The sequence below is a fragment of the Curtobacterium sp. 1544 genome (genome assembly GCF_040544915.1).
In the GTDB taxonomy this organism is placed as follows: domain Bacteria; phylum Actinomycetota; class Actinomycetes; order Actinomycetales; family Microbacteriaceae; genus Curtobacterium; species Curtobacterium pusillum_C.
Window position 1 is genome coordinate 12,753 of the sequence record NZ_JBEPKX010000022.1, and the last position, 23,383, is coordinate 36,135.

Annotated in this window: 25 protein-coding genes; 7 read left to right on the forward strand and 18 right to left on the reverse strand. The window is 72.0% G+C overall.

Annotation, left to right across the window (positions count from 1 at the left end):
* Positions 1-36: 36 nt before the first annotated feature.
* The 15 genes from ABIC61_RS12905 to ABIC61_RS12975 form a co-directional block, all read right to left on the reverse strand.
* Positions 37-1,446, reverse strand: a complete 1,410-nt coding sequence (locus ABIC61_RS12905; RefSeq protein WP_354030226.1) for a flagellar hook-length control protein FliK — start codon at positions 1,444-1,446, stop codon at positions 37-39.
* A complete protein-coding gene (locus ABIC61_RS12910) occupies positions 1,443-2,141 on the reverse strand; it encodes a C40 family peptidase (protein ID WP_354030227.1) in 699 nt (232 codons plus the stop codon). Before ABIC61_RS12910 ends, ABIC61_RS12905 begins: the two co-directional genes overlap by 4 nt.
* On the reverse strand, positions 2,138-2,569 hold the full coding sequence (locus ABIC61_RS12915) for a flagellar FliJ family protein (protein WP_097179251.1): 432 nt from the start codon (positions 2,567-2,569) through the stop codon (positions 2,138-2,140). The genes ABIC61_RS12910 and ABIC61_RS12915 overlap by 4 nt, the downstream gene beginning before the upstream one ends.
* Positions 2,569-3,924: a FliI/YscN family ATPase gene (locus ABIC61_RS12920; RefSeq protein WP_354030228.1), complete on the reverse strand. Its 1,356-nt coding sequence runs from the start codon at positions 3,922-3,924 to the stop codon at positions 2,569-2,571. The genes ABIC61_RS12915 and ABIC61_RS12920 overlap by 1 nt, the downstream gene beginning before the upstream one ends.
* Positions 3,921-4,580, reverse strand: coding sequence for a FliH/SctL family protein (locus ABIC61_RS12925; RefSeq protein WP_354030229.1), 660 nt, complete (start codon positions 4,578-4,580; stop codon positions 3,921-3,923). The genes ABIC61_RS12920 and ABIC61_RS12925 overlap by 4 nt, the downstream gene beginning before the upstream one ends.
* A complete protein-coding gene (gene fliG / locus ABIC61_RS12930) occupies positions 4,573-5,571 on the reverse strand; it encodes a flagellar motor switch protein FliG (protein WP_354030230.1) in 999 nt (332 codons plus the stop codon). Before fliG ends, ABIC61_RS12925 begins: the two co-directional genes overlap by 8 nt.
* Positions 5,572-5,624: 53 nt before the next feature.
* A complete protein-coding gene (gene fliF, locus ABIC61_RS12935) occupies positions 5,625-7,295 on the reverse strand; it encodes a flagellar basal-body MS-ring/collar protein FliF (protein WP_354030231.1) in 1,671 nt (556 codons plus the stop codon).
* Complete coding sequence (gene fliE / locus ABIC61_RS12940) at positions 7,295-7,630, reverse strand: flagellar hook-basal body complex protein FliE (RefSeq protein ID WP_079235908.1); 336 nt, start codon at positions 7,628-7,630, stop codon at positions 7,295-7,297. The genes fliF and fliE overlap by 1 nt, the downstream gene beginning before the upstream one ends.
* Positions 7,630-8,025 (reverse strand): flagellar basal body rod protein FlgC, encoded by a 396-nt coding sequence (locus ABIC61_RS12945; RefSeq protein ID WP_092096696.1) that lies wholly within the window; start codon positions 8,023-8,025, stop codon positions 7,630-7,632. The genes fliE and ABIC61_RS12945 overlap by 1 nt, the downstream gene beginning before the upstream one ends.
* Positions 8,022-8,366 (reverse strand): flagellar basal body rod protein FlgB, encoded by a 345-nt coding sequence (locus ABIC61_RS12950; protein WP_144750047.1) that lies wholly within the window; start codon positions 8,364-8,366, stop codon positions 8,022-8,024. Before ABIC61_RS12950 ends, ABIC61_RS12945 begins: the two co-directional genes overlap by 4 nt.
* A 347-nt stretch (positions 8,367-8,713) precedes the next feature.
* Positions 8,714-8,983 (reverse strand): hypothetical protein, encoded by a 270-nt coding sequence (locus tag ABIC61_RS12955; RefSeq protein ID WP_354030232.1) that lies wholly within the window; start codon positions 8,981-8,983, stop codon positions 8,714-8,716.
* Positions 8,973-9,449, reverse strand: a complete 477-nt coding sequence (gene fliS, locus ABIC61_RS12960) for a flagellar export chaperone FliS (RefSeq protein ID WP_354030233.1) — start codon at positions 9,447-9,449, stop codon at positions 8,973-8,975. The genes ABIC61_RS12955 and fliS overlap by 11 nt, the downstream gene beginning before the upstream one ends.
* A gap of 11 nt (positions 9,450-9,460) precedes the next feature.
* The gene (gene fliD, locus ABIC61_RS12965; RefSeq protein WP_354030234.1) at positions 9,461-10,858 is read right to left on the reverse strand and encodes a flagellar filament capping protein FliD; all 1,398 of its coding nucleotides are present in this window, start codon (positions 10,856-10,858) and stop codon (positions 9,461-9,463) included.
* A gap of 102 nt (positions 10,859-10,960) precedes the next feature.
* Entirely contained in the window at positions 10,961-11,818 is an 858-nt protein-coding gene (locus tag ABIC61_RS12970; protein ID WP_222121922.1) for a flagellin N-terminal helical domain-containing protein, read from the reverse strand.
* Positions 11,819-11,949: 131 nt separating this feature from the next.
* Complete coding sequence (locus tag ABIC61_RS12975) at positions 11,950-12,765, reverse strand: sigma-70 family RNA polymerase sigma factor (protein ID WP_354030235.1); 816 nt, start codon at positions 12,763-12,765, stop codon at positions 11,950-11,952.
* A gap of 421 nt (positions 12,766-13,186) precedes the next feature.
* Between ABIC61_RS12975 and ABIC61_RS12980 the strand changes: the two genes are divergently transcribed.
* From ABIC61_RS12980 to ABIC61_RS13005, 6 genes are all read left to right on the forward strand, one after another.
* Positions 13,187-13,672, forward strand: a complete 486-nt coding sequence (locus tag ABIC61_RS12980) for a flagellar protein FlgN (RefSeq protein WP_144750055.1) — start codon at positions 13,187-13,189, stop codon at positions 13,670-13,672.
* 4 nt (positions 13,673-13,676) lie between these two features.
* On the forward strand, positions 13,677-15,098 hold the full coding sequence (gene flgK, locus ABIC61_RS12985) for a flagellar hook-associated protein FlgK (protein ID WP_354030236.1): 1,422 nt from the start codon (positions 13,677-13,679) through the stop codon (positions 15,096-15,098).
* 2 nt (positions 15,099-15,100) lie between these two features.
* Complete coding sequence (flgL, locus tag ABIC61_RS12990) at positions 15,101-15,982, forward strand: flagellar hook-associated protein FlgL (RefSeq protein WP_354030237.1); 882 nt, start codon at positions 15,101-15,103, stop codon at positions 15,980-15,982.
* Positions 15,979-16,347, forward strand: coding sequence for a flagellar assembly protein FliW (locus ABIC61_RS12995; protein WP_354030238.1), 369 nt, complete (start codon positions 15,979-15,981; stop codon positions 16,345-16,347). The genes flgL and ABIC61_RS12995 overlap by 4 nt, the downstream gene beginning before the upstream one ends.
* Before the next feature lie 285 nt (positions 16,348-16,632).
* The gene (locus ABIC61_RS13000; RefSeq protein WP_354030239.1) at positions 16,633-17,586 is read left to right on the forward strand and encodes a hypothetical protein; all 954 of its coding nucleotides are present in this window, start codon (positions 16,633-16,635) and stop codon (positions 17,584-17,586) included.
* A 57-nt stretch (positions 17,587-17,643) separates the two neighbouring features.
* Entirely contained in the window at positions 17,644-18,558 is a 915-nt protein-coding gene (locus ABIC61_RS13005) for a hypothetical protein (RefSeq protein WP_354030240.1), read from the forward strand.
* Positions 18,559-18,644: 86 nt separating this feature from the next.
* Here ABIC61_RS13005 and ABIC61_RS13010 read toward each other — a convergent pair whose 3' ends face one another.
* Entirely contained in the window at positions 18,645-19,613 is a 969-nt protein-coding gene (locus ABIC61_RS13010; RefSeq protein WP_354030241.1) for a beta-ketoacyl-ACP synthase 3, read from the reverse strand.
* Positions 19,614-19,755: 142 nt separating this feature from the next.
* On the opposite strand from ABIC61_RS13010, the gene ABIC61_RS13015 reads away from it, so the two are divergent.
* Complete coding sequence (locus ABIC61_RS13015; protein WP_144750067.1) at positions 19,756-20,727, forward strand: aldo/keto reductase; 972 nt, start codon at positions 19,756-19,758, stop codon at positions 20,725-20,727.
* A 246-nt stretch (positions 20,728-20,973) separates the two neighbouring features.
* On the opposite strand, the gene ABIC61_RS13020 is transcribed toward ABIC61_RS13015, so the two are convergent.
* Both ABIC61_RS13020 and ABIC61_RS13025 read right to left on the reverse strand, forming a co-directional pair.
* On the reverse strand, positions 20,974-21,630 hold the full coding sequence (locus tag ABIC61_RS13020; protein WP_354030242.1) for a tyrosine-protein phosphatase: 657 nt from the start codon (positions 21,628-21,630) through the stop codon (positions 20,974-20,976).
* Between the two features lie 288 nt (positions 21,631-21,918).
* On the reverse strand, positions 21,919-23,193 hold the full coding sequence (locus ABIC61_RS13025; RefSeq protein WP_144750084.1) for an ammonium transporter: 1,275 nt from the start codon (positions 23,191-23,193) through the stop codon (positions 21,919-21,921).
* Positions 23,194-23,383 lie beyond the last annotated feature (190 nt).

Sequence of the window (23,383 nt, forward strand, 5' to 3'; positions counted from 1 at the left end):
GTTCCCTTCGGTTCTGCCTGGGCGGGCGGACGTCGCTCAGGCGAGGACGTCGAGTCCGGCGGTGCGGACGGTGGCCGTGTGGGTGGTGCCGGGTCTGCGCGGGGTGAGCCGTGCCTCCAGGCTGGGGTCTCCGACGTCGGGGCGGAGCGTCCCGGCGGGCTGTCGCTGCTCGCGTCCCGGCGCGTCGCCCGGGTGGTTCTGCGAGGAGAGGTCCATCGTCGTCGTCAGGCCGGTGCCCGACGCGTCGCGGCGGAGGTCCGGCAGGACCTGCCGCACCGCCTCGCGCCCAGCGTCGGAGGCCGCGAACAGCTCGACGTGCATCCCGTGCGTCGTGACGTGCGCGCGCACCGTGACCGGGCCGAGCGTGTCCGGCGTCACCTGGACGGTGACCACGTGTTCGCCGGGACCGGCCTGCGCGAGGGTGAACACCGGGCGGCTCAGCTGCTGCGCGAGCGGCGCGGGCGCGTTCGCGGTGGTCGAGCCGGACGTCGGTGCCGGCGCGGCGGTCGGGCTCGTGGTCGGGACGGCGAACGGCGTCTCGCCTCCGCGCGGGGCGGTGACTGCCTGGAGGCCCGGATCGCCCTGGCCGGCCGTGCCGCGGTCCGACCCGTGGCCGGTCTGGGCGCTGCTGCCCTGAGCCTCGGCGGCGGGTGCGATGGGCGCGGTGGGCGCGGTGACGGTGGTGGTCGTCGTGACGACAGGGGCCGGGCTCGTGGTGTCGGCACGCGGGCCGGTCGGTGCTGCCACGGCGAGGCCCGCGGTGCTGGCCGCCGCGGGCGGTGCCGTCGTGACGGTCGACCCGGGGGTGGGAGCTGCCGTCGGGGTCGGGGCCGCCGTCGCGTCGGGCGCCGGGGTCGGTGCAGTCGGCGCGGGCGTGCCGACCGCCACGGGCGCCGCGGTGGTCGTCGCTGACGGCGCAGCGGCCGCCGGGGACGCGGACGGAGTGTCGATCGCCGCGGGCAGGGCCTCGGACGGGCCAGCAGGTGCGGCGGGCACCGCGACGGCAGCCGGGGCGGTCACGACGTCCGGGGTCGGGAGGGCCGTCGTCGTCGGGACGGTCGTGGTCGCCGGCAGGGCCGTCGTCGGCGCAGCAGCGGTCGGTGCGGTCGGCGCGACGGCGGCAGGCGCGACGTCGGCGGACACGGCGTCGGCGGGCGCGGCGGCGGTGGTCAGGACGGGGGCGACGAGCGGGGTCGTCGGGACGAGGACGTCGACGAGCGGGGTGGGCGCTGCGGCACCGCCGTCCGGGGCGGTCTGGGCATCGTCGTGCGACCGACCGCCGGCAGGCCGATCACGACCGGCTCCGACGGCCGGCGTGGTCCCGGAGTCGTGCCCGGCGGCGACCAGGGCGGCACCGAACGAGTCGGCACTCCCCTGGGCGGCGCCGGCGGCGGGCTTCGTCGCGGCGGCGGGTGCCGGTCCCGGCGTGGCGATCGTCATGCTCATGCTGCGCTCCCCGAGTTCATCAGCGACAGCAGTGCCGCGGTCTGCAGGTCGGTACCCGACGCACCCGAGACAGCTGGCGTCGCCGAGGCCTGCGCCGGGACGATGCGCCGGATCGTGGCGATGTCGGAGTCCTTGTACCAGTTGTCGACGATCCGGACGTCCTTGCCCGGTCGCGGCGCGTGCAGGACCTTGCCGTCGCCGACGTAGATGACGACGTGCCCCTCGCCCTTCGGGATGATGAGGTCCCCGGGCTGGGCGTCCTTGAGCGAGCCGACCTCGACGCCCATCTTCGCCTGGTCCGGCACGACCCGGGGCATGGTGACCCCGAGGTCCTTGAACACCGTCTGCACCAGGCCGGAGCAGTCCATGCCGCTCGTCGTGGTGCCGCCGAACACGTACGGCACGCCGAGGTACTTCTTCGCGTCGGCGACGACGTCGGCCCCGGTGGCGCCGCTGCCCGTCGCGAGGGTGCCGGCACCGGCGTCGACCGAGGTCGCGGTCGAAGCGCCCGACGCAGCCGCCGAGGTCGTCCCCGTGCCGGTCGCGGTCGCGAGCGCGTCGGCGAACGCGGTCGAGTTCGCGGCACTCGATGACGACGCCGTGGCGGTCGTCCCGGTGCCGGTCGTCCCCGTGCGCAGGGCGTCGATCTGGGTCCGGATCTCGGAGATCCGGGAGAGCACGGCGTCCACGCTCATCGGGCACCACCTTCCGCACGGCTCCGGGCCGCGATCTCGTCGAGGGCGTTCTGTTCGGTGCGGAGCTCCTCGGCGGTCTGCTGCTCCGTGTGCTGGACCTCGAGCTTCTCGAGCCCGAGGGCGGACCGGCGGGCGCCGTTGTAGTCGTCCTGCGCCTGGTCGGCATCGGCGCGACGGCTGCGGACGACGGCGTCGAGCTCCTCGAGCATGCCCCGGGTCGCGGCACGTGCGGCGGCGACGGCGCTGAGGGTCGCGGCGTCCTGGATCGGCTGCGAACCCTCGGCGTCGGCGAGGCTCCGGCGCGCGGCGATCCGGGCGTCGGCGGCGTCGCGCACCCGCTCGTTGGCGGCGGCGAGGGCAGCGGCGGCACGGTCCTGTTCGGCGTGCCGCAGGCGGAGGAGCCCGGCGAGCGGGAAGCGGCGCGCCATCAGGCCACCGCCAACTGCTGCACGAGCGTGCCGAGGTGCTGCCAGGCTGCGGCTGCGGTCGCGCGCTCGTCCATCCCCTGGCGCAGGAAGGCGTCGATCGCGTCCTGGTGGTCGACGGCGGCGTCCACGAGCGGGTTCGTCCCGGGCTGGTACGCGCCGACGTCGAGCAGGTCCTGCGCTGCCGTCCGCGCGGCCATGACCTTCCGGAGGGTCGTCGCGGCACCGCGCTGAGACGGCGTCGTGACCTTCGAGGCCACGCGCGACACCGACCCGAGCGCGTCCACCGACGGGAAGTGCCCGGTGATCGCGAGCTTCCGGTCGAGCACGACGTGGCCGTCCAGGATGCTCCGGGCGGCGTCGGCGATCGGCTCGTTGTGGTCGTCCCCGTCGACGAGCACCGTGTACAGGCCCGTGATGCTCCCGACCCGGTCGGTCCCGGCGCGCTCGAGCAGTCCGGCGAGCACCGAGAACGTCGACGGCGGGTAGCCCCGGGTGGCCGGCGGCTCCCCCACGGACAGCCCGATCTCCCGCTGGGCCATCGCGACGCGGGTGAGCGAGTCCATCATGAGGACCACGTCCTGGCCGGCGTCGCGGAACGACTCGGCGATGCGGGTGGCGACGAACGCGGCACGGAGGCGCATGAGCGCGGGCTCGTCCGAGGTCGACACGACGACGATCGAGCGGGCGAGGCCCTCGGGTCCCAGGTCGTCTTCGAGGAACTCGCGCACCTCGCGGCCGCGCTCCCCGACGAGCGCGATGACGTTGACGGCGGCGTCGCTCCCCCGGGCGATCATCGACAGCAGCGACGACTTGCCGACGCCGGAGCCGGCGAACAGGCCCATGCGCTGCCCGCGGCCGACGGTGGTGAGGGTGTCGAGCACCCGGACGCCCAGCTGCATCGGCGCGTCGATGCGCGTGCGCGCCATGGCGTTGGGCGTGTCGTGGTCGAGCGGCACCCAGGCGACCGGCTCGCCGGCGGCACCGACGAGCGGACCGCGGTCGTCGATCGGCCGGCCGAGCCCGTCGAGCACCCGTCCGAACAGTCCGGCGCCGGTCGGCACGAGCACGGGGCGGCCGGTCGGGCGTGCCGGTGTTCCGGCGGTGACCCCGGTGAGCCGTCCGAGCGGCATGCAGCGGACGCCCGTGACGTCGGTCGCGACGACCTCGACGAGTGTCTGCGGGGCACCCTCGGCGCCGACCGAGACGACCTCGCCGACGCGCGCGTCGAGGCCGGCGACGGTGAGCCCCAGCCCGACGGCGCTCGTGACGACGCCGACGCGCTGCGGGGCGGCCTGTCGGAGCGCCTCGTCGAGCCCACGGGGGCGGAGGATCGGCCGCTGCAGCGTGGCGGTCACGAGGCGACCCCCAGCGCGGTGCGGGCGCGGTCGAGCGCGGTGGCGATGCGGGCGTCGAGCAGCCCGTCCGGCAGGTCGACGACGGCGTCGCCGTCGGACAGGGTCGGGTCCGCCACCACCGGGACCGGCAGGTCCAGGTCGGCCACGCGGGCCGCGTCGCCGACGCTCAGCCGGACCGCGACGGCGACCGTGCGGTCGATGGAGGCGAGTGCCCGCAGGACGGTCGCCTCGGCGCCGGACGCACCCCGCGCCTCCAGGCTGTGCGCATCCGCCGGTCCGGCGGACGCCGCGTCGGACGGCCTGGAGGCACGGATCGCGTACCCGACGACGGCTTCGGCCAGGTCGACGGCGGCGGCCGCGACCGACTGCTCCGCGGCGTCCAGGACCGGCGTCACCTGCGACAGCATCGCGTTCGTCGCGGCGTCGAGGACAGCGATGCGACGGGCGGTGTCGGCGTGCATCGACGCGAGGCGCGCGGCGTGCTCGGCCTCGAGCCGGACCCGCAGCGCGTCCGTCTCGGCCTGCGCGGCGCGGAGGCCGGCGGCGTACCCGGCGGCGTGCCCGCGGACGTCGGCGCTGGCGGCGCGGTCGCGTCCGGCCGCGTCCGCGATGACGGGGAACGCGACGCGCTGGACGGTGGCGGCGGTGTCAGTCAACGAGCTCGTCCTCCTCGGCGCGGTGGACGGTGATGACGCCCTGCGCCTCGAGTTCGCGCACGGAACGGACGACCTCGGCGCGGGCCTCCTCGACCTGCGACACCCGGACCGGGCCCATGGCCTGCAGTTCGTCGTCGAGGAGCTCGCGGTTGCGCTCGGACACGTTGGCGCGGATGGTCTCGACGACGGGGGCGGCCGCACCCTTCATGGCGGTCGCGAGGAGCTTCGAGTCGATGCCGCGCAGGACCTGCTGGATGTCGCGGGACTCGAGCTTGACGATGTCCTCGAAGGTGAGCATCCGAGAGCGGATGTCCTCGGCCAGCTCGGGGTCGCGCGCCTCGAGCCCGTCGAGCACGGCCTTCTCGGTGGCGACGTCGGAGCGGTTGATGATGTCGACCAGGGGCGCGATGCCCCCGACGACCTCGACGCTCTCGCGCGGCGACACGACGGCGCCGGCGCGCTGCCGCAGGACGCCGGCGACGATGCCGACGGCCTCCGGGGTCGCGCTGCCCATCGTGGCGAACGCCTGCGCCACGTCGGTGCGGACCCGCTCGTCGACGCCCGCCAGGACGGCGCTCGCCTGGCCCGGCTTGAGGTGCGCCAGGACGAGCGCGATGGTCTGCGGCAGCTCACCCTCGAGCAGGGTGACGACCTGCCCGGGTTCGGCGTCGTCGAGGAAGTCGAACGACTGCCCCGCGAGGTTCGACGCCAGCCGGTCCATCACACCGGCGGCCCGCTCGGCGCCGAACGACGCCTCGAGCAGTCCGAGCGCGGTCTCCTTGCCGCCGCGCTTCTGCATGCGGCCGCTCATGGTCATCCGGTGGAACTCGGTGAGGGTCCTGTCGACGACGGTGTCCTCGACGCGGCGCATCCGGACGATCTCGGCGGAGATCTCCTCGGCCTCCATCTCGGTGAACTGCTTCATCACCTCGGCGGCGCGGTCGGTCTCCATCTGCATGAGGATGAGCGCCACCTTCTGGGCGCCGCTCAACGGGCGCTCGTTCGCGCCGTTGCCCGGGCCACCGGCGCTCGGCACCAGCGCGCTCACACCGGTGCCCGGTCGTCGAGGAGCCCGCGGAGGAGCTCGGCCGTGCGCTTCGGGTCGCGCTCGGCCAGGGCGGAGATGTCCTGGCGGCGGCGCTCGGCGGTGATCTCCTCGGTGGTGAGGATCTCGGTCGGCGCGTCGTCGTGCGGCATCGTCGGCAGCGCCACGGTCGGGGCGTCCCCGGCCTGCAGCGTGCTCCGGTCCGCGCCGTCGACGGCGAGGGGCAGCTGGAACGTGTCACCGGCGAAGGCGTCGAGCTCGCCGAGGTCGACCGCCTCGCGCTCCTGCTTCCGGCTGCGACGAGCGAGGAACACGACGATCGCGATCACGGCGAGCAGCGCGCCGATGACGATCCCGGCGGTGCGGATCGACGACCACAGCGCTTCCTGCTGGTCGGCCTGCTGCTGCTCCTTCAGGGCCTTCGCGGCACGATCGGCCGTGCTCGTGTCGAAGTCCATCATCGCCACGCGCACCTGGTCACCGCGGGTCTGGTCGACCCCGGCCGCCGCGGACACCAGGTCGTTGATGCTCTGCAGGTTCGCGTTCTGCACCGCCGTGGCCTTCGAGTTCAGCGCGACGGAGATCGTCTGGCGGGACAGACCGCCGGCGGGCAGCTGGGTCGTCTCCGTGGTGTGGTCGACGGCGTTGTTCTTCGTCGCGGACTCGTTGGTGTACCCGTCGTCACCCGTCCCGCTGCTGGCGGTGCCGTTCGGCACGGCGATGTTGTCCGGGCCGAGCACGCCGGTCGCACCGCTGCCGGCAGCGCCGGATCCGGAGCCGTACTGCTCGGTCGTCGACGACTCGTTGAGCGCCACCGGGCCGGTCGTCGGCGTCGTGTACGACTCCGACGTGCGGGTGCCGGAGTTCTGGTTCATCGTGGCGGAGACCACGACGCTGGCGTTGCCGACGCCGAGCGTGGTGTCGAGCAGGTCCTGCACCTTCTTGCTGGTGGACGCGTCGTAGTCCGCCGCCTGGTCCGCACCGCTGCCGGTCGCCCCGGTGCCCACGGCGGAGAGCGTCTGGCCCTTGGAGTCGACGACGGAGACGTCGGTCGGCTGCATGCCCTCGACAGCCGCGCTCGTCAGGTGCACGATCGCCTGGACCTGGTCGGTGCTCAGCTCGGCGCCGTTCTTCGTCGCGATGAACACCGACGCCGTGGGGTCCTTCTCCTCGGAGACGAACACGGTCTTCTCCGGGATCGCGAGCTGCACGGTCGCGGTCTGCACGCCGTCCATCGCGCCGATGGTCTTCGCGAGCTCGCCCTCCATCGCCCGCTTGTACGTGACGTCCTGCTGGAACTCGGAGCTCGTCACGCCCATCTTGTCGAGCAGCGAGTAGCCGCCCTCGTTCGACGACGGCAGCCCGTTCGACGCGGCCTTGAGCCGCTCCGAGTACACCTGCGCCTGCGGCACGAGGATCGTCGCGCCGCCGTCGGTCAGCTGGTACGGCACGCCGTCGGTCTGCAGCTGGTCCGTGATCGAACTGGCGTCGGCTGCCGCGAGGCCCGTGAACAGCGGCGCGTAGGACGCCTTGCCGAGCCAGCTCGCGAGCGCGATGCCGCCGAGCAGGAGCGCCGCGATGACGAGGATCGCGATCGTCCGCTGGGCGGCGCTGAAGCCCTTGACGTAGGCGGCGAGACGTCCGAAGACGTTCTTGACGGCGACCGGCATCAGGCCTGCATCCTCATGATCTCGTTGAACGCGTCGACGCCCTTGTTGCGGACGGCGGAGACGAGCTCGAGGGTGACCTGCGCGCGGGTGGCGGCGATCGTGGCGTCGTGGATGTCGTCGAGGTTGCCCGTGACGGCCTTGAGCGCCAGGGTCTTCGAGTCGCTCTGCAGCTGCTGCAGCCCGTCGACGGCGTTGCCGAGGCTGGCGGCGAACCCGCTGCCGTCGGTGCTCGTCGCCCCGGCGGTGCCGGCGACGTCGCTGGAGGTGCCGGACACGCTGGTCAGTGCGTTCGTCATCGCGTTGGTGGTCACACCGTTGACGGCGTCGATGGGCATCAGTTCTTCCCGATCTGCAGGGCCGCCTCGTAGGCGGTCTTCGCACGGTCGACCACGGCTGCGTTCGCCTGGTAGCCGCGCTGGGCCATGATGAGGTCCGCCATCTGCGTGCCGAGGTCGATGTCCGGCATGCGGACGTAGCCCTCCGCGTTCGCGAGCGGGTTGTCCGGGTCGTAGGTCACGCGGCCGGCGGCGCTGCCGAACGCGGCGCCCTTGACGTAGGCGCCGGAGACCCCGTTGCCCTCCTGGACCTCGACGTACCGGGCCTGGAACGCGGTGTCGTCCATCGACTTCACCGTGTTGGCGTTGGCGATGTTGTCCGACACCGCGTCGAGCCACTTGCGGTGCACGGTCATGCCGGTGCTCGCGATGCCGATCGCGTCGAACGTCGTCACGAGTTCGTCCGCATCGCCGCACGGACGCTGGTGAGCTCGGAGTTCATCGCCTGGGTGGCGAACTGGTACCGGAGCACGGTGTCGACGTTCGAGAGGGTCTCCTCGTCGAGGTTGACGTTGTTCCCGTTCGTGTTCGTCGGCTCGAGGCTCCGTGCGACGGTCGGGGTGGTGCCGCCGTTGCCGTCGACGATCGACTTCGCCAGGGCGTCCTCGAACTGGACCTTCTCGGCGTGGTAGTTCGGCGTGTTGATGTTCGCGATGTTGTTCGCGATGACCTTCTGCCGCATCGACAGGCCGTCGAGCGCACTCTGCAGTGCGACGCTCGTCACGGAATCGAACACTGGTGGACCGTCCCCTCGCTGACGACGTCCCCTGGTGACGTCGCCTGATGGCGGTGGCCGATCCGTGGCCGAACTGGTGAGCGATCCGTGCTCAGGTGGCGCTGTCGGCCGGGCCCTGGGGCGCGTTAGGGCTCGCCCCGAACGGGGGGCGGGGGGGGTCGGCGGGGCGGGGTGGGGCCGGGCGGGGCGGTCGGGGCCGACTCAGTACGACAACGTCGATGTCGTACGACACCGGCGGAGTCGCTCGTTGCGGACGCGGACGGTTGCACGCGCCGCACTGCGACAGGTCCGACGTCGTACGACGTCCGCGTTGTCGTTCCGACTCCGCAGCCGCACCGGCCGGCGCGTCAGGCGGACGCGTCGAGGTACACCGAGCCGCGCGGTTCCCGCGTCTCCGCGACCGACCGCAACACCCCGAGGTGTCCGGCGGTCGAGCGGCGCTCGGCGTCCAGGACCGCGATGCGGTCCCGCTGCGCGGCGAGCAGCCTGGAGGCACGACCCACCAGGTCGCGCGGGACCGGTCCCAGCCCGGTCGGCTCCGACCACACGGTGTCGGTGTCGCCGGTCAGGTCCTGTTCCAGGGTGGCGAGTGCCGCCTCCCACGCGTCACGCGACACCGAGCGCTCCGCCCGTGGGGTGCTGGGCCGCCGAGGCAGCGGGCAGCGACGCAGCGGCCTCGTGCCAGGACTGCCGGAGCGGCTCGAGGATCCGGATGCAGTCGCGGGTGGCCTGCACGTCCCGGTGCACGTTCGCCGTGATGAGCGAAGTGGACGCGTAGTTGTAGATCGCGAGCAGTCCCTCGCCGCCGTCCCACACGTCGATCTTCAGGGTGGACGACAGCTCGCCGACGATGGCCTGGGCGTGCAGGAGCTGCTCGCGGGCAGCCTCCCAGTCGGCGGTCGTCTGGGCGGCCTCGGCACGGTGCAGGTCGAGGAGCAGCCGGTCGTAGAGCATCGTGACCAGCTGCGCCGGCGTCGCGGAGAGCACGGCCTCGTTCGTGTACTGCGCGCGCCGCTGGTCGGTCACGCTGCGTGGCTGGGCGGCCTGTCGGAAGGCGGCGGCCTGGAGGTCGAAGGCGTTCATCGTCGTTCCCGTCAGCTCGACGTCGAGGCGAGCTGGCTGGCGAGCCAGCTCGACTGGGACTGGAGTTTGCTCAGGCTGGTCTCGAGCGACGAGTACAGCGTCTGCAGCGAGGCGCGGCGCGCGGTGAGCCGGTCGGTCCAGCTGTCGATCTGGGTGGTGAGGTCCTTCGCGACCGCCTGCTGGCCGGTGATGCTCGTGGTGATCGAGCCGTCGTACTTGTCCGAGGCCGCGGTGGCCGCCGCGCCGACGTTCGCCGCCACGCCGGAGAGCATCGCCTGGGTGCCCTGGGGGTCTGTTGCGAGTGCCTTCTGGAAGACGTCGGCGTCGAACGTGAAGTCGCCGTCCTTCGTGATCACGATGCCGATCGACGACGGCGACCTGCCGCCCACCGGTGCGGACATCGTGCTGGTCAGGCGCTGCACGACGTCCCGGGTGGTCCCGTCGCCGGAGAGCACCCCGGCGGTCGTCGTCGTGGTCCCGTTCGTCGGGCTGGTGGTGCTCGTGACCGCGGTGTTCGAGCCGTAGTACGCCGTGACCGCGTTCATCGCGTCGACGAGGCCGGACGCGACGGCCTGGGCCTTGGTGGTGTCCTGTGCGACGCCGACGGTGACGGACTCGGTGGTCGGCTTCGTCACCGTGACGGTGAGGCCGGGCACGAGGTCGGTGAAGGTGTTCGTCGCGCTCGTGACGACCTGCTCGGCGGCGGTGCCGGCCCAGAGCGTGACGCTGGCGTCCTTCGCCTGCGTCACGACGGCCGCTCCGGTCTCGGTCAGGACGTTCGTGGCGGAGCCGGCGGTCACCTCGGCACCGGTCCCCCGGTACACCTGGAACGCACCGGCCGCGCCGGTCTTCGCGGACGTCAGCTGGAGGCGGTAGAGCTTCGTGCCGTCGGTGTCGGTCCCCGCGGCGACCTTCGTCGCGGTGATGCCCGCCCCCGCCTTGTTGATCGCGGACACCGTGTCGTCGAGCGACCCCGACGCGGGCGTGACGGTCGTCTGCTTGCCGTCGGACCCGACGAGGGTGAGCGGTTCCGCCGAGGCGGACCACGCGGACGTCGCCGCGGTGACGCCGACCTGGGCGGAGGCGGTCGAGCCGACCGAGAACGTGATCGAGCCGGCGGTCGCGTTCGCGCCGGTCACCGCGGTGACCGCGGCCGACGAGCTCGTGGCGGTGAAGACGTCGAGCGACGTCGCCTTCCCGGCGGCAGCGGCCTTCGTGGCGAGGGTCTGCACGAGGCTGTTGATCGTCTGCAGTGACGAGATGAACGAGTTCGTGCTGGTGAGCTTGTTCTTCAGCAGCGTCTGCGGGACGCCTTCGACACTCATCAGCGAGTTGATGAGGTCGGTCGTCTTGAGACCGCTGACGAGGCCGTCGATCGCGAGGCTGCTGGCCGATGACACGGAGGACATCGAGGGCTCCCTGCCGTCGGAGGTGGTGGTGGTGGTGGTCGGGTGCGGGCGACGCCGCCGCCCGGGACGCCTGAACGGTCCCGGGCAGCGACGTCAGGGGTGCTAGCGCAGGAGCGAGAGCACGCCCTGCGTGCTCTGGTTCGCCTGCGCGAGCATCGACGTGCCGGCCTGGCTGAGGATGTTGTCGCGCGTGTACTTGACCATCTCCTGCGCCATGTCGACGTCGGTGATGCGCGAACCGGCTGCGGTGAGGTTCTCCTTCGCCACGTTCGTCACGTTGATGGCGTGGTCGAACCGGTTCTGGACGGCACCGAGGGTCGAACGAGCGGTCGAGACGGCCTTGATCTGGTCGTCGATCGCGGTGATCGCGAGCTGCGCGTTCGCCGCGGTGTCGAACGCGATCTTCCCACCGGTGCCGGTCGTGAGGGCGTCGGCGACGTCCTTCACGTTGGCGCCGCTGAGGTCGACCTCGATCTGGCTCGACGTACCCGCGTTGGCGCCGACCTGGAACGTCAGCTTGCCGGTGTTGGTGTTAGCGGAGCCGTCGAGCAGGTTGATGCCGTTGAAGTTGGTCGACTCCGAGATGCGGGTCAGCTCCTTCTGGAGCTGGCCGACCTCGGTGTCGATCGCGGTCCGCGAGTCGCCGTTGTTCGAGTCGTTGCCGGCCTGGACGGCCAGGTCGCGCATGCGCTGGAGGATCGAGTGGGTCTCGGTGAGGCCACCTTCAGCGGTCTGCACGACGGAGATGCCGTCCTGCGCGTTGCGGGCGGCGACCGTGAGGCCACCGACCTGGGACTTCAGCCCCTCGGAGATCGACAGACCGGCCGCGTCGTCGGCAGCACGGTTGATGCGGAGGCCCGACGAGAGCTTCTCGAGGGACTTCGACAGGTCGTTCTGCGTCGCGTTGAGGTTCCGGTACGTGTTGAGTGCCGAGAGGTTGGTGTTGATGGACATACCCATGGTGGTTTCCTCCGTGAAATCTGGGTCTTGCGTCTGCCCGTCCGTGGGCTGACATGGGTGACTCTCGACCGGTCGGCCGGAGCCGTTAGGGGATCGACGAGGATTTCCGGTGAGATCGCCTCGTCGACGTCTCAGCTCGCCGCCACGACCGGGGTGGTGGCGTCGTGCACGGCGCGGGCGACACCGGCGGCGGCGTTCGTGGCGACCCGTGCCAGGTAGGCGCTCCGGCGCGCGGCCGTGGTGCGCGAGGCGGGTTCGGCAGCGGCCCCTCCGTCGCCGTAGTGCGCAGCGAGTCCGTCGCGGAGCAGGCGCATCGCCTCGGAGCGCTGCTGGGAGACCGCGGAGTGCGTGATGCCGAGCTCGGCGGCGACCTCGGTCACGGAGCGGTCGCCGAAGTAGACGTTCTCGACCACGTAGCGCATCCGCTCCGGCAGCGCCTCGACGGCGGCGCGGAGGTAGCGACGCTTCTCCGCCTCGAGCAGGTCCTCGCCCGGCAGCGGCAGGTCGGCGGCCAGCGTGTCGTGCACCGTCTCGTCGATCGGGGTCACGGTGCGGGCGGCATCGCTCATCGCGTCGGAGGCGGTCTGCCGGTCCACACCCATGGCGTCGGCGATCTCCTGCACGCCGACGCTCCGGCCGAGGCGCGCGGAGAGGGCCTCCTGCGTGGCGAGGGTCTCCCGGATGCGCTTCCGCGTGCCGCGGGACGCCCAGTCGGCCGAGCGCATGTCGTCGGCGATCGCGCCCGTGATCCGAGTCCGGGCGTAGGCGCCGAACGGGACGCCGAGGTCGGGGTCGAAGGCCTCGGCCGCGGCGACGAGTGCGAGCGAACCGACGGCGGCGAGGTCGTCACGGTCGAGGTGGGTGGCACGCGCTCGGACGTCGGCGACGATGTAGCCCACGAGCGGGAGGTGCTCCACGATCATCGCGTTGCGGTCGTTCCGGTCCATGCTGATCCCCTGGTCGACTGACGTGACTGACCCGTCCCTGGGCGCGGCGGACACCGGCCTCGGATGGCCGGTGCGTACGCCGAAGAACCACCCGGTTCCTTCCGGGTGGTGCACGTCCGCGCCCCTGCGACGCGGTGCGGGATGTCCCCCGCGGTGCGCTTCGAATGTATCGGCTGACAAAGCCCTGTACGGGTGCACAACCGTCCCCAGTGCGGGGGTGAGAGGGTGTTTTCCCGGTCGGCATTTGGGGGGACACCGGGTGGGGAACGGGCGTTCTTGTCCCCCGCTCGGGGTGAATCTCTGGAGGCGCGGCTCGTGTCCGGCAGACGCAGTCACCAGAGCGGCGCTTACGTCCGCGACCGGCGACCCGATAGGTCCCGGTGTCCGCAGGATGACCGACACACCCCACCGGGAGGAGACGATGAGCGTGAACGAACTGTCCGCCGTGCTCTGGCGCGAACGCGAACTGCTCGAGCTGCTCACCTTCAAGCTCGAGGAGGAACAGCTGCTCCTCGCGGCCGGACGCTCCCGCTGGGTCTCGCACGCCAGCCGCGAGGTCGAACAGGTCCTCGAGCGCCTCCGCAGCACCGGGCTCGAGCGCGCAGCGTCGAGCGCCGAGGTCGCCGAGGAGTGGGGTGTCCCCACCGACGCACCCCTGCGCGAGGTCGTCGCCGCGGCCCCGAACGGCCCCTGGGGCGAGATCCTCGCCGCGCACCTCACCGCCATGGTCGAGCTGACCACCCAGATCGGCTCCCTCCGCGACGAGAACGACCGCTTCCTCCGGGCCGCCGCACAGGCGACCGAGGAGACCCTCGCCGGATCCGTCACGGGCGCCGCCACGTACGACGCCTCGGGTGCCTCGGGTGCCGGCTCCGACGGCGCGCGGCTCTTCGAGGGGACCCTGTAGCGCCGTGGTGAGCACCTTCGGATCCCTCGCCACCGCCTACTCCGGCCTCGCGGCGGCCCGCGCCGGCATCGACGTCACCGGGCAGAACATCGCCAACGCCGGTACCGCCGGGTACACGCGCCAGCGCGTCTCCCAGTCGTCGATCCCCGCCGCGCAGACCGGCTTCGTGCGAGGGACCGCCGCCCTCGCCGGGCAGGGGGTCTCGGTGGACGGCATCGCCCGCCTCGCTTCCCTGACGCTCGACGCCGGCGTCCGGGTGGCCTCCGGGTCCTCGGCCTACGCCGACGCCCGCGCCGCGGCACTGTCGGCGCTCGAGAACGGACTGAACGAGCCCGGTGACGACGGCCTCGCCAGCAAGCTCGACGCCTTCTGGTCGTCGTGGAGCGAGCTGTCCACCCACCCCGACGACCCGGGTGCCGCCAGCGCGGTCATCGGCGCCGCGAAGACCGTCGCGAGTGCGCTCGCGAGCGGCTCCAAGGCGATCGACGCGCAGTGGTCCACCGTCCGCGGGACCGTGGACGGCCAGGTACAGCAGCTCAACAGCGCCGCCTCGCAGGTCGCCGACCTGAACGGACGCATCCGCACCGCCCTCGCCTCGGGAGGCAACGCCAACGAGCTGTTGGACCAGCGGGACCAGCTCACCGAGCAGATCGCGTCCCTCGCCGGGGGCACCGTCCGCCAGAACGCCGACGGCACGGTCGACGTGCTGATCGGCGGCAACGCCATCGTCCAGGGCACCGACGCCCGCTCGGTCGCCCTCGGCGGCGGACAGCGACTGGCCGACGGGGCCGCCGTGACCCTGACATGGACCTCGGGGACGGCCGGCGCGGTGTCCCTGTCCGGCGGCTCGATCGGCGGGAACCTCTCGCTCCTCGCACCCGTCACCGCGAACGGGACCGGCGGTGCCCTGGCCGAGGCCTCGGCGTCGTACGACCAGGTCGCGACGAAGCTCGCCACCGCGGTCAACGCCGTGCACGCCACCGGCACGACCCCGACCGGGGCGACGGGCACCCCGTTCTTCTCGCTCGCTGCCGGCGTGCCGGCCGCCCAGGGGCTCGGCGTCGTCCCGACCGACGGCAGCGGACTGGCGACGCGGAACGCGGCGGGGGAACTCGACGACTCGTTCGCCGACGCGCTCTCGCGACTCGGCACGGCGCCGGACGGCGCTGACCGCTCCTGGGCGACCTTCATGGCGGGGGTGGGCACTGCCTCCCGGTCGGCCTCGTCGGAATCGACGCTCACCGGACTCGCCCTGACCAACGCGCGCACGCAGCAGCAGTCGAGCGCCGGTGTGGACCTCGACGAGGAGAACGTGAACCTGCTGAGCTACCAGCACGCGTACCAGGGCGCCGCGCGCGTCCTGACCGCCGTCGACGAGATGCTCGACACCATCATCAACCGCACCGGCATCGTCGGGAGGGGCTGACCGTGATCACCCGAGTGACCACCCAGATGTCCATGACGGCCGCCAGCGCGCGGCTGCAGGCCGGCGCTGCGAAGCTCGCGCAGCTGACCGACCAGGCGACCACGCTGAAGAACATCCAGCGACCGTCCGACGACCCGGTCGGCACCGCCTCGTCGATGCAGGTCCGCAAGGAGCAGGCCGCCGCGGCGCAGTACACGCGCAACGCCGACGACGCCGTCGGCTGGCTCGCCACGACCGACAGCACCCTGTCGAGCGTGTACTCGGTGCTCAACAGCGTGCGGGACCTCACCGTCCAGGCGGCGAACAGCGGCACCATGAGCGACACCGACCGCGACGCGTTCATCACCCAGTTCCAGTCCCTGAAGACCGAGCTCGAGTCGAAGGCGAACGCCACGTACGGCGCCCGCTCGGTGTTCGCCGGGTCCTCGACGGCTGCGAACGCGTACGACCCCGCGACCGGGTGGGCGACCGCCGGCACCGACGTCACCCGGCGCATCGGCGACGGCACGACCGTGCGGGTCGACACCGCGGGCACCGCCGTGTTCGGCTCCGGCAGCTCGTCCGTGTTCTCGATGATCGACTCGATTGTCGGCGACCTGCAGAACGGTGTGAACCTGAACCCGCGCATCGACGACGTCGACGCCGCGATCGACACCGTGCGCGGCGTGCAGGCAGACGTCGGTGTCCGGCACGCGGCCGCCCTCGCCGCCCAGGACTCGCTGAAGAGCGCCACCGTGTCGCTCGAGAGCCGCCGCGCCGGCATCGAGGACAAGGACCTGGCGAAGGCCGTCCTCGACCTGCAGGTGCAGCAGACCAACTACCAGGCAGCCCTCGCCGTCACCGCGAAGGTCCTGCAGCCGACCCTGATGGACTACCTCCGATGAGCATCGACCTGACCTTCGCCGTCCCGCCGTTCGGCCTCGCGCCGGCAGACGTCTTCACCCTGACGCCGGTCGACGGTGCCGACGGTCTGTTCACCCTGGTCGGGGGTTCCTCGCGCCTGTTCGTGCTCGACGCCTCGGTGCACCTGCCTTCGTACTCCCCCGAGCTCACCGACGAGCAGGCCTCGGGGCTCGGGCTGACCTCGGCCGAGGACGCCATGCTGCTCGTCGTCGCGAACCCCAGCGAGTCCGGCACCACGGTGAACCTGCTCGCGCCGATCGTCGTGAACGCCCGGACCTCGGCCGGCGCCCAGCTCATCCTGGAGGACCAGGACCTGCCGCTGCGCGCGGAGCTCGCCCGGCGCTGACGCGCGCGCGGGGCGCGGGCGCGCCGGGGGCTTCGCACCCGATCCGCCGCGCCCCAGTTCCGACTCGGAACGACAACTCCGCTGTTGTACGACATCGGAGTTGTCGCCGCTGCGCGTCCGCAACAGTTGCGCACGCTTGCCTGCGACAAGGCGGCTGTCGTGCGACATCGACGTTGTCGCACGTTGCACCCGTGCTACCCCTCCACAGCCTGGAGGCACGGCTCACCATCCACAGATCAGCCCGGTTCCGCCGTGTGGTGCGGTCCACCGCGCCATGGTTGCGGCATGCACGAACGAGTCCTCGCCGTCCCGCTCATCCGCACCGGCGGTCATCCGAGCGCCGAACGCCGTGCGCTGCAGCGCCAGGTCCACCGCGGCGAACTCGTCGCGATCCGGCCCGGTGTCCTCGCCCGTCCGGAACACCTCGAAGGGCTCCGGCCCGAGCACCACCACCTCCTGCTCCTCCGCGCGACGGCGCCGACGATCCATCCGCCGGTCGAGATCTCCCACTGGTCTGCGGCGGCGGTGCACGGCCTCCCGTACATCGGAGGACCTCCGGACCGTGTCAACGTGTCCGATCCGCGTCGCTCTCGCGGGGAGACCACCGCGCTGCTCCGGGTGCACGTGCCGACCGGGTCGTCATCGTCACGGTGGGACGGTCTCCCGCCGACCACGACGGCAGTGTTCGCCGGCGCTCCGGTCACGTCGTTGGTGCGCACCCTCATCGACGTCGCATCGACCGTCGACCTCATCGACGCTGTCCCCATGATCGATGCCGCGCTGTACGACCGACGGGTCCTGCCCGCGATGCTCCACGACGAACTGGCTGCGCGACCGACCCGGGGCAGCGACAAGGCGGCGGTCGCAGTGGGGATGGGGTCGGCGGCATCGGGATCGCCCGCGGAGTCCGTCTGCCGCGTGCGCTTCCGGCAGCTCGGTGTCCCGGACCCGGTGCAGCAGCACGTGTTCGCCCGCCCCGGGGAGCGCACGGCGATCGTCGACTTCTGGTTCCCCGAGCACGGCGTCGTCGTCGAGGTGGACGGCCGGGCGAAGTACGAGGACGACGCGATGCTCGACGGTCGCTCGACGGCGGACGCGCACTGGCAGGAGAAACAGCGTGAAGACTTCGTCCGGTCCTTCCCCGAGGTGCGCACCGTCGTCCGGGTGACCTGGGCCGACCTCATGGACCCGGATCGACTCCGCATGAAGCTCCACCGAGCGGGGGTACCCTGCCGATGACGCGCCGCACAGCACAGTCCGACGGAGCTCCCACCCGTGCGGCGTACCGTCGTCCGCATGGCCCGAGAGCAGAAGGACCAGGCGATCGTGCCCTTGCCGGCAGCGCCTGTGGCCTCCACCCCCACCGACCCGAACGCCCGCACCCCCGAGCAGCAACCCGCCGGATGGGTGAAGATGCTCGACCGCGTGCTGAGCGTGCAGCGTCCCGTCGTGGTCGCGCACGTCCGAGCACTCCGCCGGCGCCATCCCGACTCGACGCCTGCCGAGATCATCCAGATCCTCGAGCGGCAGTACCTCACCGCTGTGACCACCGGTGGCGCGGCAGTGGGTGCGAGCGCCGTGATCCCCGGCGTCGGCATGGCCGCTGCCCTGGGGCTCAGCGGGGCGGAGACGGTCGGGTTCCTCGAGACGACGGCCCTCTTCGCACAGTCGGTGACCGAGGTGCACGGCATCGCCCTGGACGACCCCGAGCGAGCGCGCATGCTCGTCATGGCGATGATCCTCGGGACACCGGGCACGCAGCTCATCAACCAGCTCGCCGGGCAGATCGCCGGCGGTCAGGTCCGGACGGCGTTCTGGGGCGAGATGGTGACGTCGTCCCTGCCGAAGCAGGTCGTGAACGGGATCGGCGGACAGGTCCGCGACCAGTTCATCAAGCGTTTCGCCGCTCGGCAGGGCACGACGATCGTCGGTCGAGCGCTTCCGTTCGGCATCGGCGCGGCGGTCGGCGGCCTGGGCAACCACGCCCTGGGTCGGAAGGTGATCCAGGCGTCGCGGACAGGCTTCGGCCTTCCGCCCGCACAGTTCCCGATCGTGCTCGAGCCCAAGGAACCGAAGCAGTCGAAGGAACAGAAGCAGGTCAAGGCGCCCAAGCAGACGAAGGCACCCAAGGACCGCCGGGCCATCACGCGCCGCAAGGGCCGCGAGGACCTCTGGGCCGACACCCCCGACCACACCGACGACTCGGTCTGACGGACCGGACGGAACTGCACCGACCGGACCGGAGGCGCGCTGCCAGCTGGCACCGCGCCTCCAGTCCGCTGTCGGTCAGTTCCCGATCACCGCGCCCGCACGGGCGTCGTCACCACCTGCCCGGCGTGCGCGAACCCGCCGCCGAACCCGAACAGCAGCGCCGGCACACCCTCGGGCAGGTCGCCCCGCGCCCAGGCCTTCGACAGCCCGAGCGGCACGCTCGCGGCCGAGGTGTTCCCCGACTCCACGACGTCCCGGACGACGAACTTCGACTCGCCGCCGAGCGCCGTGACGAGGGGCTCGATGATCCGCAGGTTCGCCTGGTGGAACGCGAACACCTCGATGTCGTCGAGCGTGAGCCCGGCGGCCGCGACGGCAGCGCGGGCGTGGTCGGCGGCCTCGGTGATGGCCCAGCGGTAGATGGAGCGGCCCTCCTGGCTGAAGCGCTCGGGGTCCCCGGAGACGAGCACCGCCTCCTCGAGGTGCGGCACGCTCCCCCACGACACCGGTCCGATCTGTGCCTCGTCGGAGACGCCGAGCACGGCCGCGCCGGCGCCGTCGCCGACGAGGACGCAGGTGGAGCGATCGGACCAGTCGACGATGCCGGAGAGGATCTCGGAGCCGATCACCACGGCGATGTCCGTCGAACCGACGCGGATCGCCTGGTCGGCAAGCGCGACCCCGTACTCGAAGCCGCTGCACGCGGTGTTGATGTCGATCGGGGCGGCGGACGGCGAGAGCCCGAGGGCCGCGGCGACCCGGCCCGCGGTGTAGGGCGCCCGGTCGCGGTGCGTGGTGGACGCGACGATGACGAGACCGACGTCGGCCGGCGTCACGCCGGCGTCCGCGAGGGCGTTCCGGGCCGCTTCGATCGCCATGGAGGTGACCGTGTCCGACGGCCCGGCGATGTGCCGGGTCTCGATCCCGGTCCGGGTGCGGATCCACTCGTCGTTCGTGTCGACCATCGTCGAGAGTTCGTCGTTGGTCAGGATGCGCGAGGGCTGGTGGTGGCCGAACCCGAGGATCCGGCTGCCACGGAGAGCTGGGGTGTTCACGAGACGGCACGCTACTCCCCTCCCCGACCGGCGCATGCCCGGCGCGGCATGCGCGGGACGTCTGGGCCACCCGTGCGCCGCGGGCCGAGGCCGGTACTCGCAGGGCCTGCCACCCACCCCCTCGATCGCGTAGACCGGACCCATGGACTACACACACCTCGGACGGACAGGGCTGTCGGTTTCACGAGCAGTGCTCGGCACGATGAACTTCGGCCCGGAGACCAGCGAAGACGACTCGCACGCGATCATGGACCGGGCGCACGAGCTCGGCGTGAACTTCTTCGACACCGCCAACGGCTACGGCGGCTCGGTGGGCAAGGGCGCCACAGAGGAGATCATCGGCCGCTGGTTCGCCAAGGGCGGCGGGCGTCGCGAGAAGACCGTCCTCGCGACGAAGGTCTACGGCGACATGATCGACTGGCCGAACGGCGGGAAGCTCAGCGCGTACAACATCCGCCAGGCCCTCGACGCCAGCCTCCGACGGCTGCAGACCGACCACATCGACCTCTACCAGTTCCACCACGTCGACCGTGCGACCCCGTGGGACGAGATCTGGCAGGCGATCGACGTCGCCGTGCAGCAGGGCAAGGTGCTCTACGTCGGCTCGTCGAACTTCGCCGGCTTCCACATCGCCCAGGCGCAGGAGGCAGCGGCACGCCGGAACACCCTCGGCCTCGTCAGCGAGCAGTCGATCTACAACCTCGTCGTCCGTGACATCGAGCGCGAGGTCCTCCCCGCCGCCCGCGAGTACGGCCTCGGCGTCATCCCCTGGTCCCCGCTGCAGGGCGGGCTCCTCGGCGGCATCATCGAGAAGACCGAGCAGGGCTCGCGCCGCCTGAGTGGCCGCAGCGCCGAGTACGTCGAGGGGCACCGCGACCAGCTCACCGCCTACGAGTCCTTCGCGAAGGAGCTCGGCCACACCCCGGGCGAGCTCGCCCTCGCGTGGCTGCTGCACCAGCCCGGCGTCACCGCGCCGATCACCGGCCCCCGCACGATGGAGCAGTGGGAGTCCGCGGTCCGCGCCGTCGACATCCGCCTCGACCAGCGTGCGCTGGACCGGCTCGACGAGATCTTCCCGGGGCACAAGACCTCGCCGGAGGACTACGCCTGGTGACGTCGCCGACGGAATCGACGGGTCGCTGACGCGACCATCTGCCTGGAGGCGGGGGGGGGGGGGGGGGGCCCCCCCCCCCCCCCCCCCGGCGGGGGGGGCCCCCCCCCCCCCCCCCCCCCCCCGCCGCCCGCCCCCCCCCCCGCGGGGGGGCCCCCCCCCCCCCCGGCCGGGGGGGGGGGGGGGGGGGCCCCCCCCCCCCCCCGCCTCCAGTCCGTGGTCACGTCGAGAACGCGACCAGCGTCGCGATCAGAGCGCCGCGATCTCCGCGTCCTGCAGGCCGATGGCCAGCAGGTAGTCGTCGACGCTCCCCCAGCTGCGTTCGAGGTGCTCGATGACCGTCGTCATGATCTCCGGGACGCAGCGCTGCGCGGTCGCGGTGGCCTCGGGGTCGGTGCTCGCGGCGCGTTCCCGTGCGAACCGGTCCGCCAACCCGGCGGCACTCGCGGCGTAGTCGTCCCCGATCGCCTCGACGCTGTCACCCCAGTGCCGAGCGAGGAGCGCACTGACGATCCCCGTCCGGTCCTTGCCGGCGGAGCAGCAGACGAGGACGTCTCCGTCCGTCGCGGCGACGGCACGCAGGGCGTCGGCGATCCCGCTGCGGTGCCGGTCGAGCCAGTCGATGTACTGGTCCTCGAGGGCGGTCGCCTCGGCGGCCGACTCCAGGCCCGACGACGGATCGAACATCGGGACACCTCGGTAGCCAGGCGACGCCGCGAGCGGATGCGGCACGGCGGCCGTCTCGTCGACCCGGCGGAGGTCGATCACCGCTGCCAGGTCGGACGGGTACGCCTCGGGCCCGACGGGCTCGGTGTTCGCGCGGTACACGGTACGGGGGCGATCGACCTGGAGTGCGGGTCCTCCGACGGGGCGGAGGTTGGTCAGGGCGCGCGACGTCGTCGTCATGGGTCCACTCTGCCGGAGGTCCGGCATCCGCGAGCGCTGTGCACCAGCCGTCCGGCACCGGCCACCGGCGGAGGTGGACTCAGTACGACAACGCCGATGTCGCACGACCGCGGTCTCGTCGTTGCGTGCGCGCGCGGGCCGTCGCGGACGTGCACGAACGACTCTTCCGATGTCGCACGACGTCGGAGCTGTCGTTCCGAGTCCGCCCGGCCCCACAGCACACCCACACGACGACGGGCCCCGCGCCTGCTGTGTGCGCGGGGCCCGTCGGACGGGTGGTGCTGGTGCCTACCGGACGGAGACCGGGGTCTCGTCGCGGTCTTCGTAGAGGACGTAGCCCTCTTCACCGTGGACCGCGGTGTCGATGCCGGCGACCTCGTCCTCGGTCTTGACGCGGAAGCCCATCGTCTTCTCGATGATCCATCCGATGAGGAAGGCGAGGATGAACGAGTACGCACCGACCGCACCGGCCGCAGCTGCCTGCTTGCCGAGCTGGGCGAACGAGCCCGAGTAGATCAGGCCGGTGTCGTTGGCGAAGAAGCCCAGGTAGAGCGTGCCGACGATGCCGCCGACCAGGTGCACACCGACGACGTCGAGCGAGTCGTCGAAGCCGAGGCGGTACTTCCAGTCGATCGCGAAGCAGCAGATGATGCCGGCGACGAAGCCGAGCAGGATGCCCCAGCCCGGGGTGAGCGCGGCGCAGGCCGGCGTGATGGCGACGAGGCCCGTGACGGCACCGGACGCGGCACCGATCGAGGTGGCCTTGCCGTCCTTGAGCTTCTCGACGAGCAGCCAACCGAGGATGGCGGCGGCCGGGGCGGCGAGCGTGTTCACCCAGGCGATCGAGGCGATGCCGTCAGCAGCACCCTCGGACCCGGCGTTGAAGCCGAACCAGCCGAACCACAGGATCGCGGCACCGAGGAGGACGAAGGGCGGGTTGTGCGGCTTGTGCGCACCCTTGGCGAAGCCGACGCGCTTGCCGAGGACGATCGCCAGGGCGAGACCCGCAGCACCCGCGTTGATGTGCACCGCGGTGCCACCGGCGAAGTCGATGACGCCCCAGGTCGCTGCCCAGCCCGAGGTGAGGTTGAAGACCCACGAGGCGACCGGGAAGTAGACGACCGTGACCCACACGCCGGCGAAGACCATCCACGCGCCGAACTTGGCACGGTCGGCGATCGCGCCGGAGATCAGGGCGACCGTGATGATCGCGAAGGTGGCCTGGAAGCCGACGAACGCCATCGAGGGGTACGCCGCGTTGATCGTGGAGGCCTTGGCCTCCTCGAACGCCTGGCCGAGGCCGATCTGGTTCCAGTCGATGCTGAAGAAGCCGACGACACCGGAGACCGCCGTGCCGTCACCGTGGTTGGCGAAGGCGATCGCGTAGCCGTAGAGCACCCAGAGGACGCTCACCAGGGCGATCGCCCCGAAGGACATCATCATCATGCTGATGACGGACTTGGCCTTCACCAGACCGCCGTAGAAGAAGGCCAGGCCGGGTGTCATGAACAACACCAGCGCCGCCATGACCAACACGAACGTCGTGTTGCCCTGATCAAGCATCTGTTCACCTCTCGATTGCACCAGCGGCTCTTGGTCCGCGTCGGGTGTCACCGAGTCTGGCGAGGTGAGGTTTCACGAGGAGGCACGAAGTGTTTCGCGGGTGTAACGCGACGACGCGCTGTGTAAACGTCGTGTTTCGTCACCCGGGCAGTCCCCTGGACGGGGGCCAGGAGCATCCGCAGTCCGTCCG

Coding starts and splice junctions, on each gene's coding strand:
- fliE (WP_079235908.1), bottom strand. CDS start 7,630: ATGCCCATCGACGCCGTCAACGGTGTGACCACCAACGCGATGACGAAC.
- ABIC61_RS13015 (WP_144750067.1), top strand. CDS start 19,756: ATGGACTACACACACCTCGGACGGACAGGGCTGTCGGTTTCACGAGCA.
- ABIC61_RS12995 (WP_354030238.1), top strand. CDS start 15,979: ATGAGCATCGACCTGACCTTCGCCGTCCCGCCGTTCGGCCTCGCGCCG.
- ABIC61_RS12975 (WP_354030235.1), bottom strand. CDS start 12,765: ATGGACCGGAACGACCGCAACGCGATGATCGTGGAGCACCTCCCGCTC.
- fliS (WP_354030233.1), bottom strand. CDS start 9,449: ATGAACGCCTTCGACCTCCAGGCCGCCGCCTTCCGACAGGCCGCCCAG.
- ABIC61_RS13000 (WP_354030239.1), top strand. CDS start 16,633: ATGCACGAACGAGTCCTCGCCGTCCCGCTCATCCGCACCGGCGGTCAT.
- ABIC61_RS12980 (WP_144750055.1), top strand. CDS start 13,187: ATGAGCGTGAACGAACTGTCCGCCGTGCTCTGGCGCGAACGCGAACTG.
- ABIC61_RS12970 (WP_222121922.1), bottom strand. CDS start 11,818: ATGGGTATGTCCATCAACACCAACCTCTCGGCACTCAACACGTACCGG.
- ABIC61_RS13005 (WP_354030240.1), top strand. CDS start 17,644: ATGGCCCGAGAGCAGAAGGACCAGGCGATCGTGCCCTTGCCGGCAGCG.
- fliF (WP_354030231.1), bottom strand. CDS start 7,295: ATGCCGGTCGCCGTCAAGAACGTCTTCGGACGTCTCGCCGCCTACGTC.
- ABIC61_RS13025 (WP_144750084.1), bottom strand. CDS start 23,193: ATGCTTGATCAGGGCAACACGACGTTCGTGTTGGTCATGGCGGCGCTG.
- ABIC61_RS12915 (WP_097179251.1), bottom strand. CDS start 2,569: ATGGCGCGCCGCTTCCCGCTCGCCGGGCTCCTCCGCCTGCGGCACGCC.
- ABIC61_RS12905 (WP_354030226.1), bottom strand. CDS start 1,446: ATGAGCATGACGATCGCCACGCCGGGACCGGCACCCGCCGCCGCGACG.
- ABIC61_RS13020 (WP_354030242.1), bottom strand. CDS start 21,630: ATGACGACGACGTCGCGCGCCCTGACCAACCTCCGCCCCGTCGGAGGA.
- ABIC61_RS12910 (WP_354030227.1), bottom strand. CDS start 2,141: ATGAGCGTGGACGCCGTGCTCTCCCGGATCTCCGAGATCCGGACCCAG.
- fliD (WP_354030234.1), bottom strand. CDS start 10,858: ATGTCCTCCGTGTCATCGGCCAGCAGCCTCGCGATCGACGGCCTCGTC.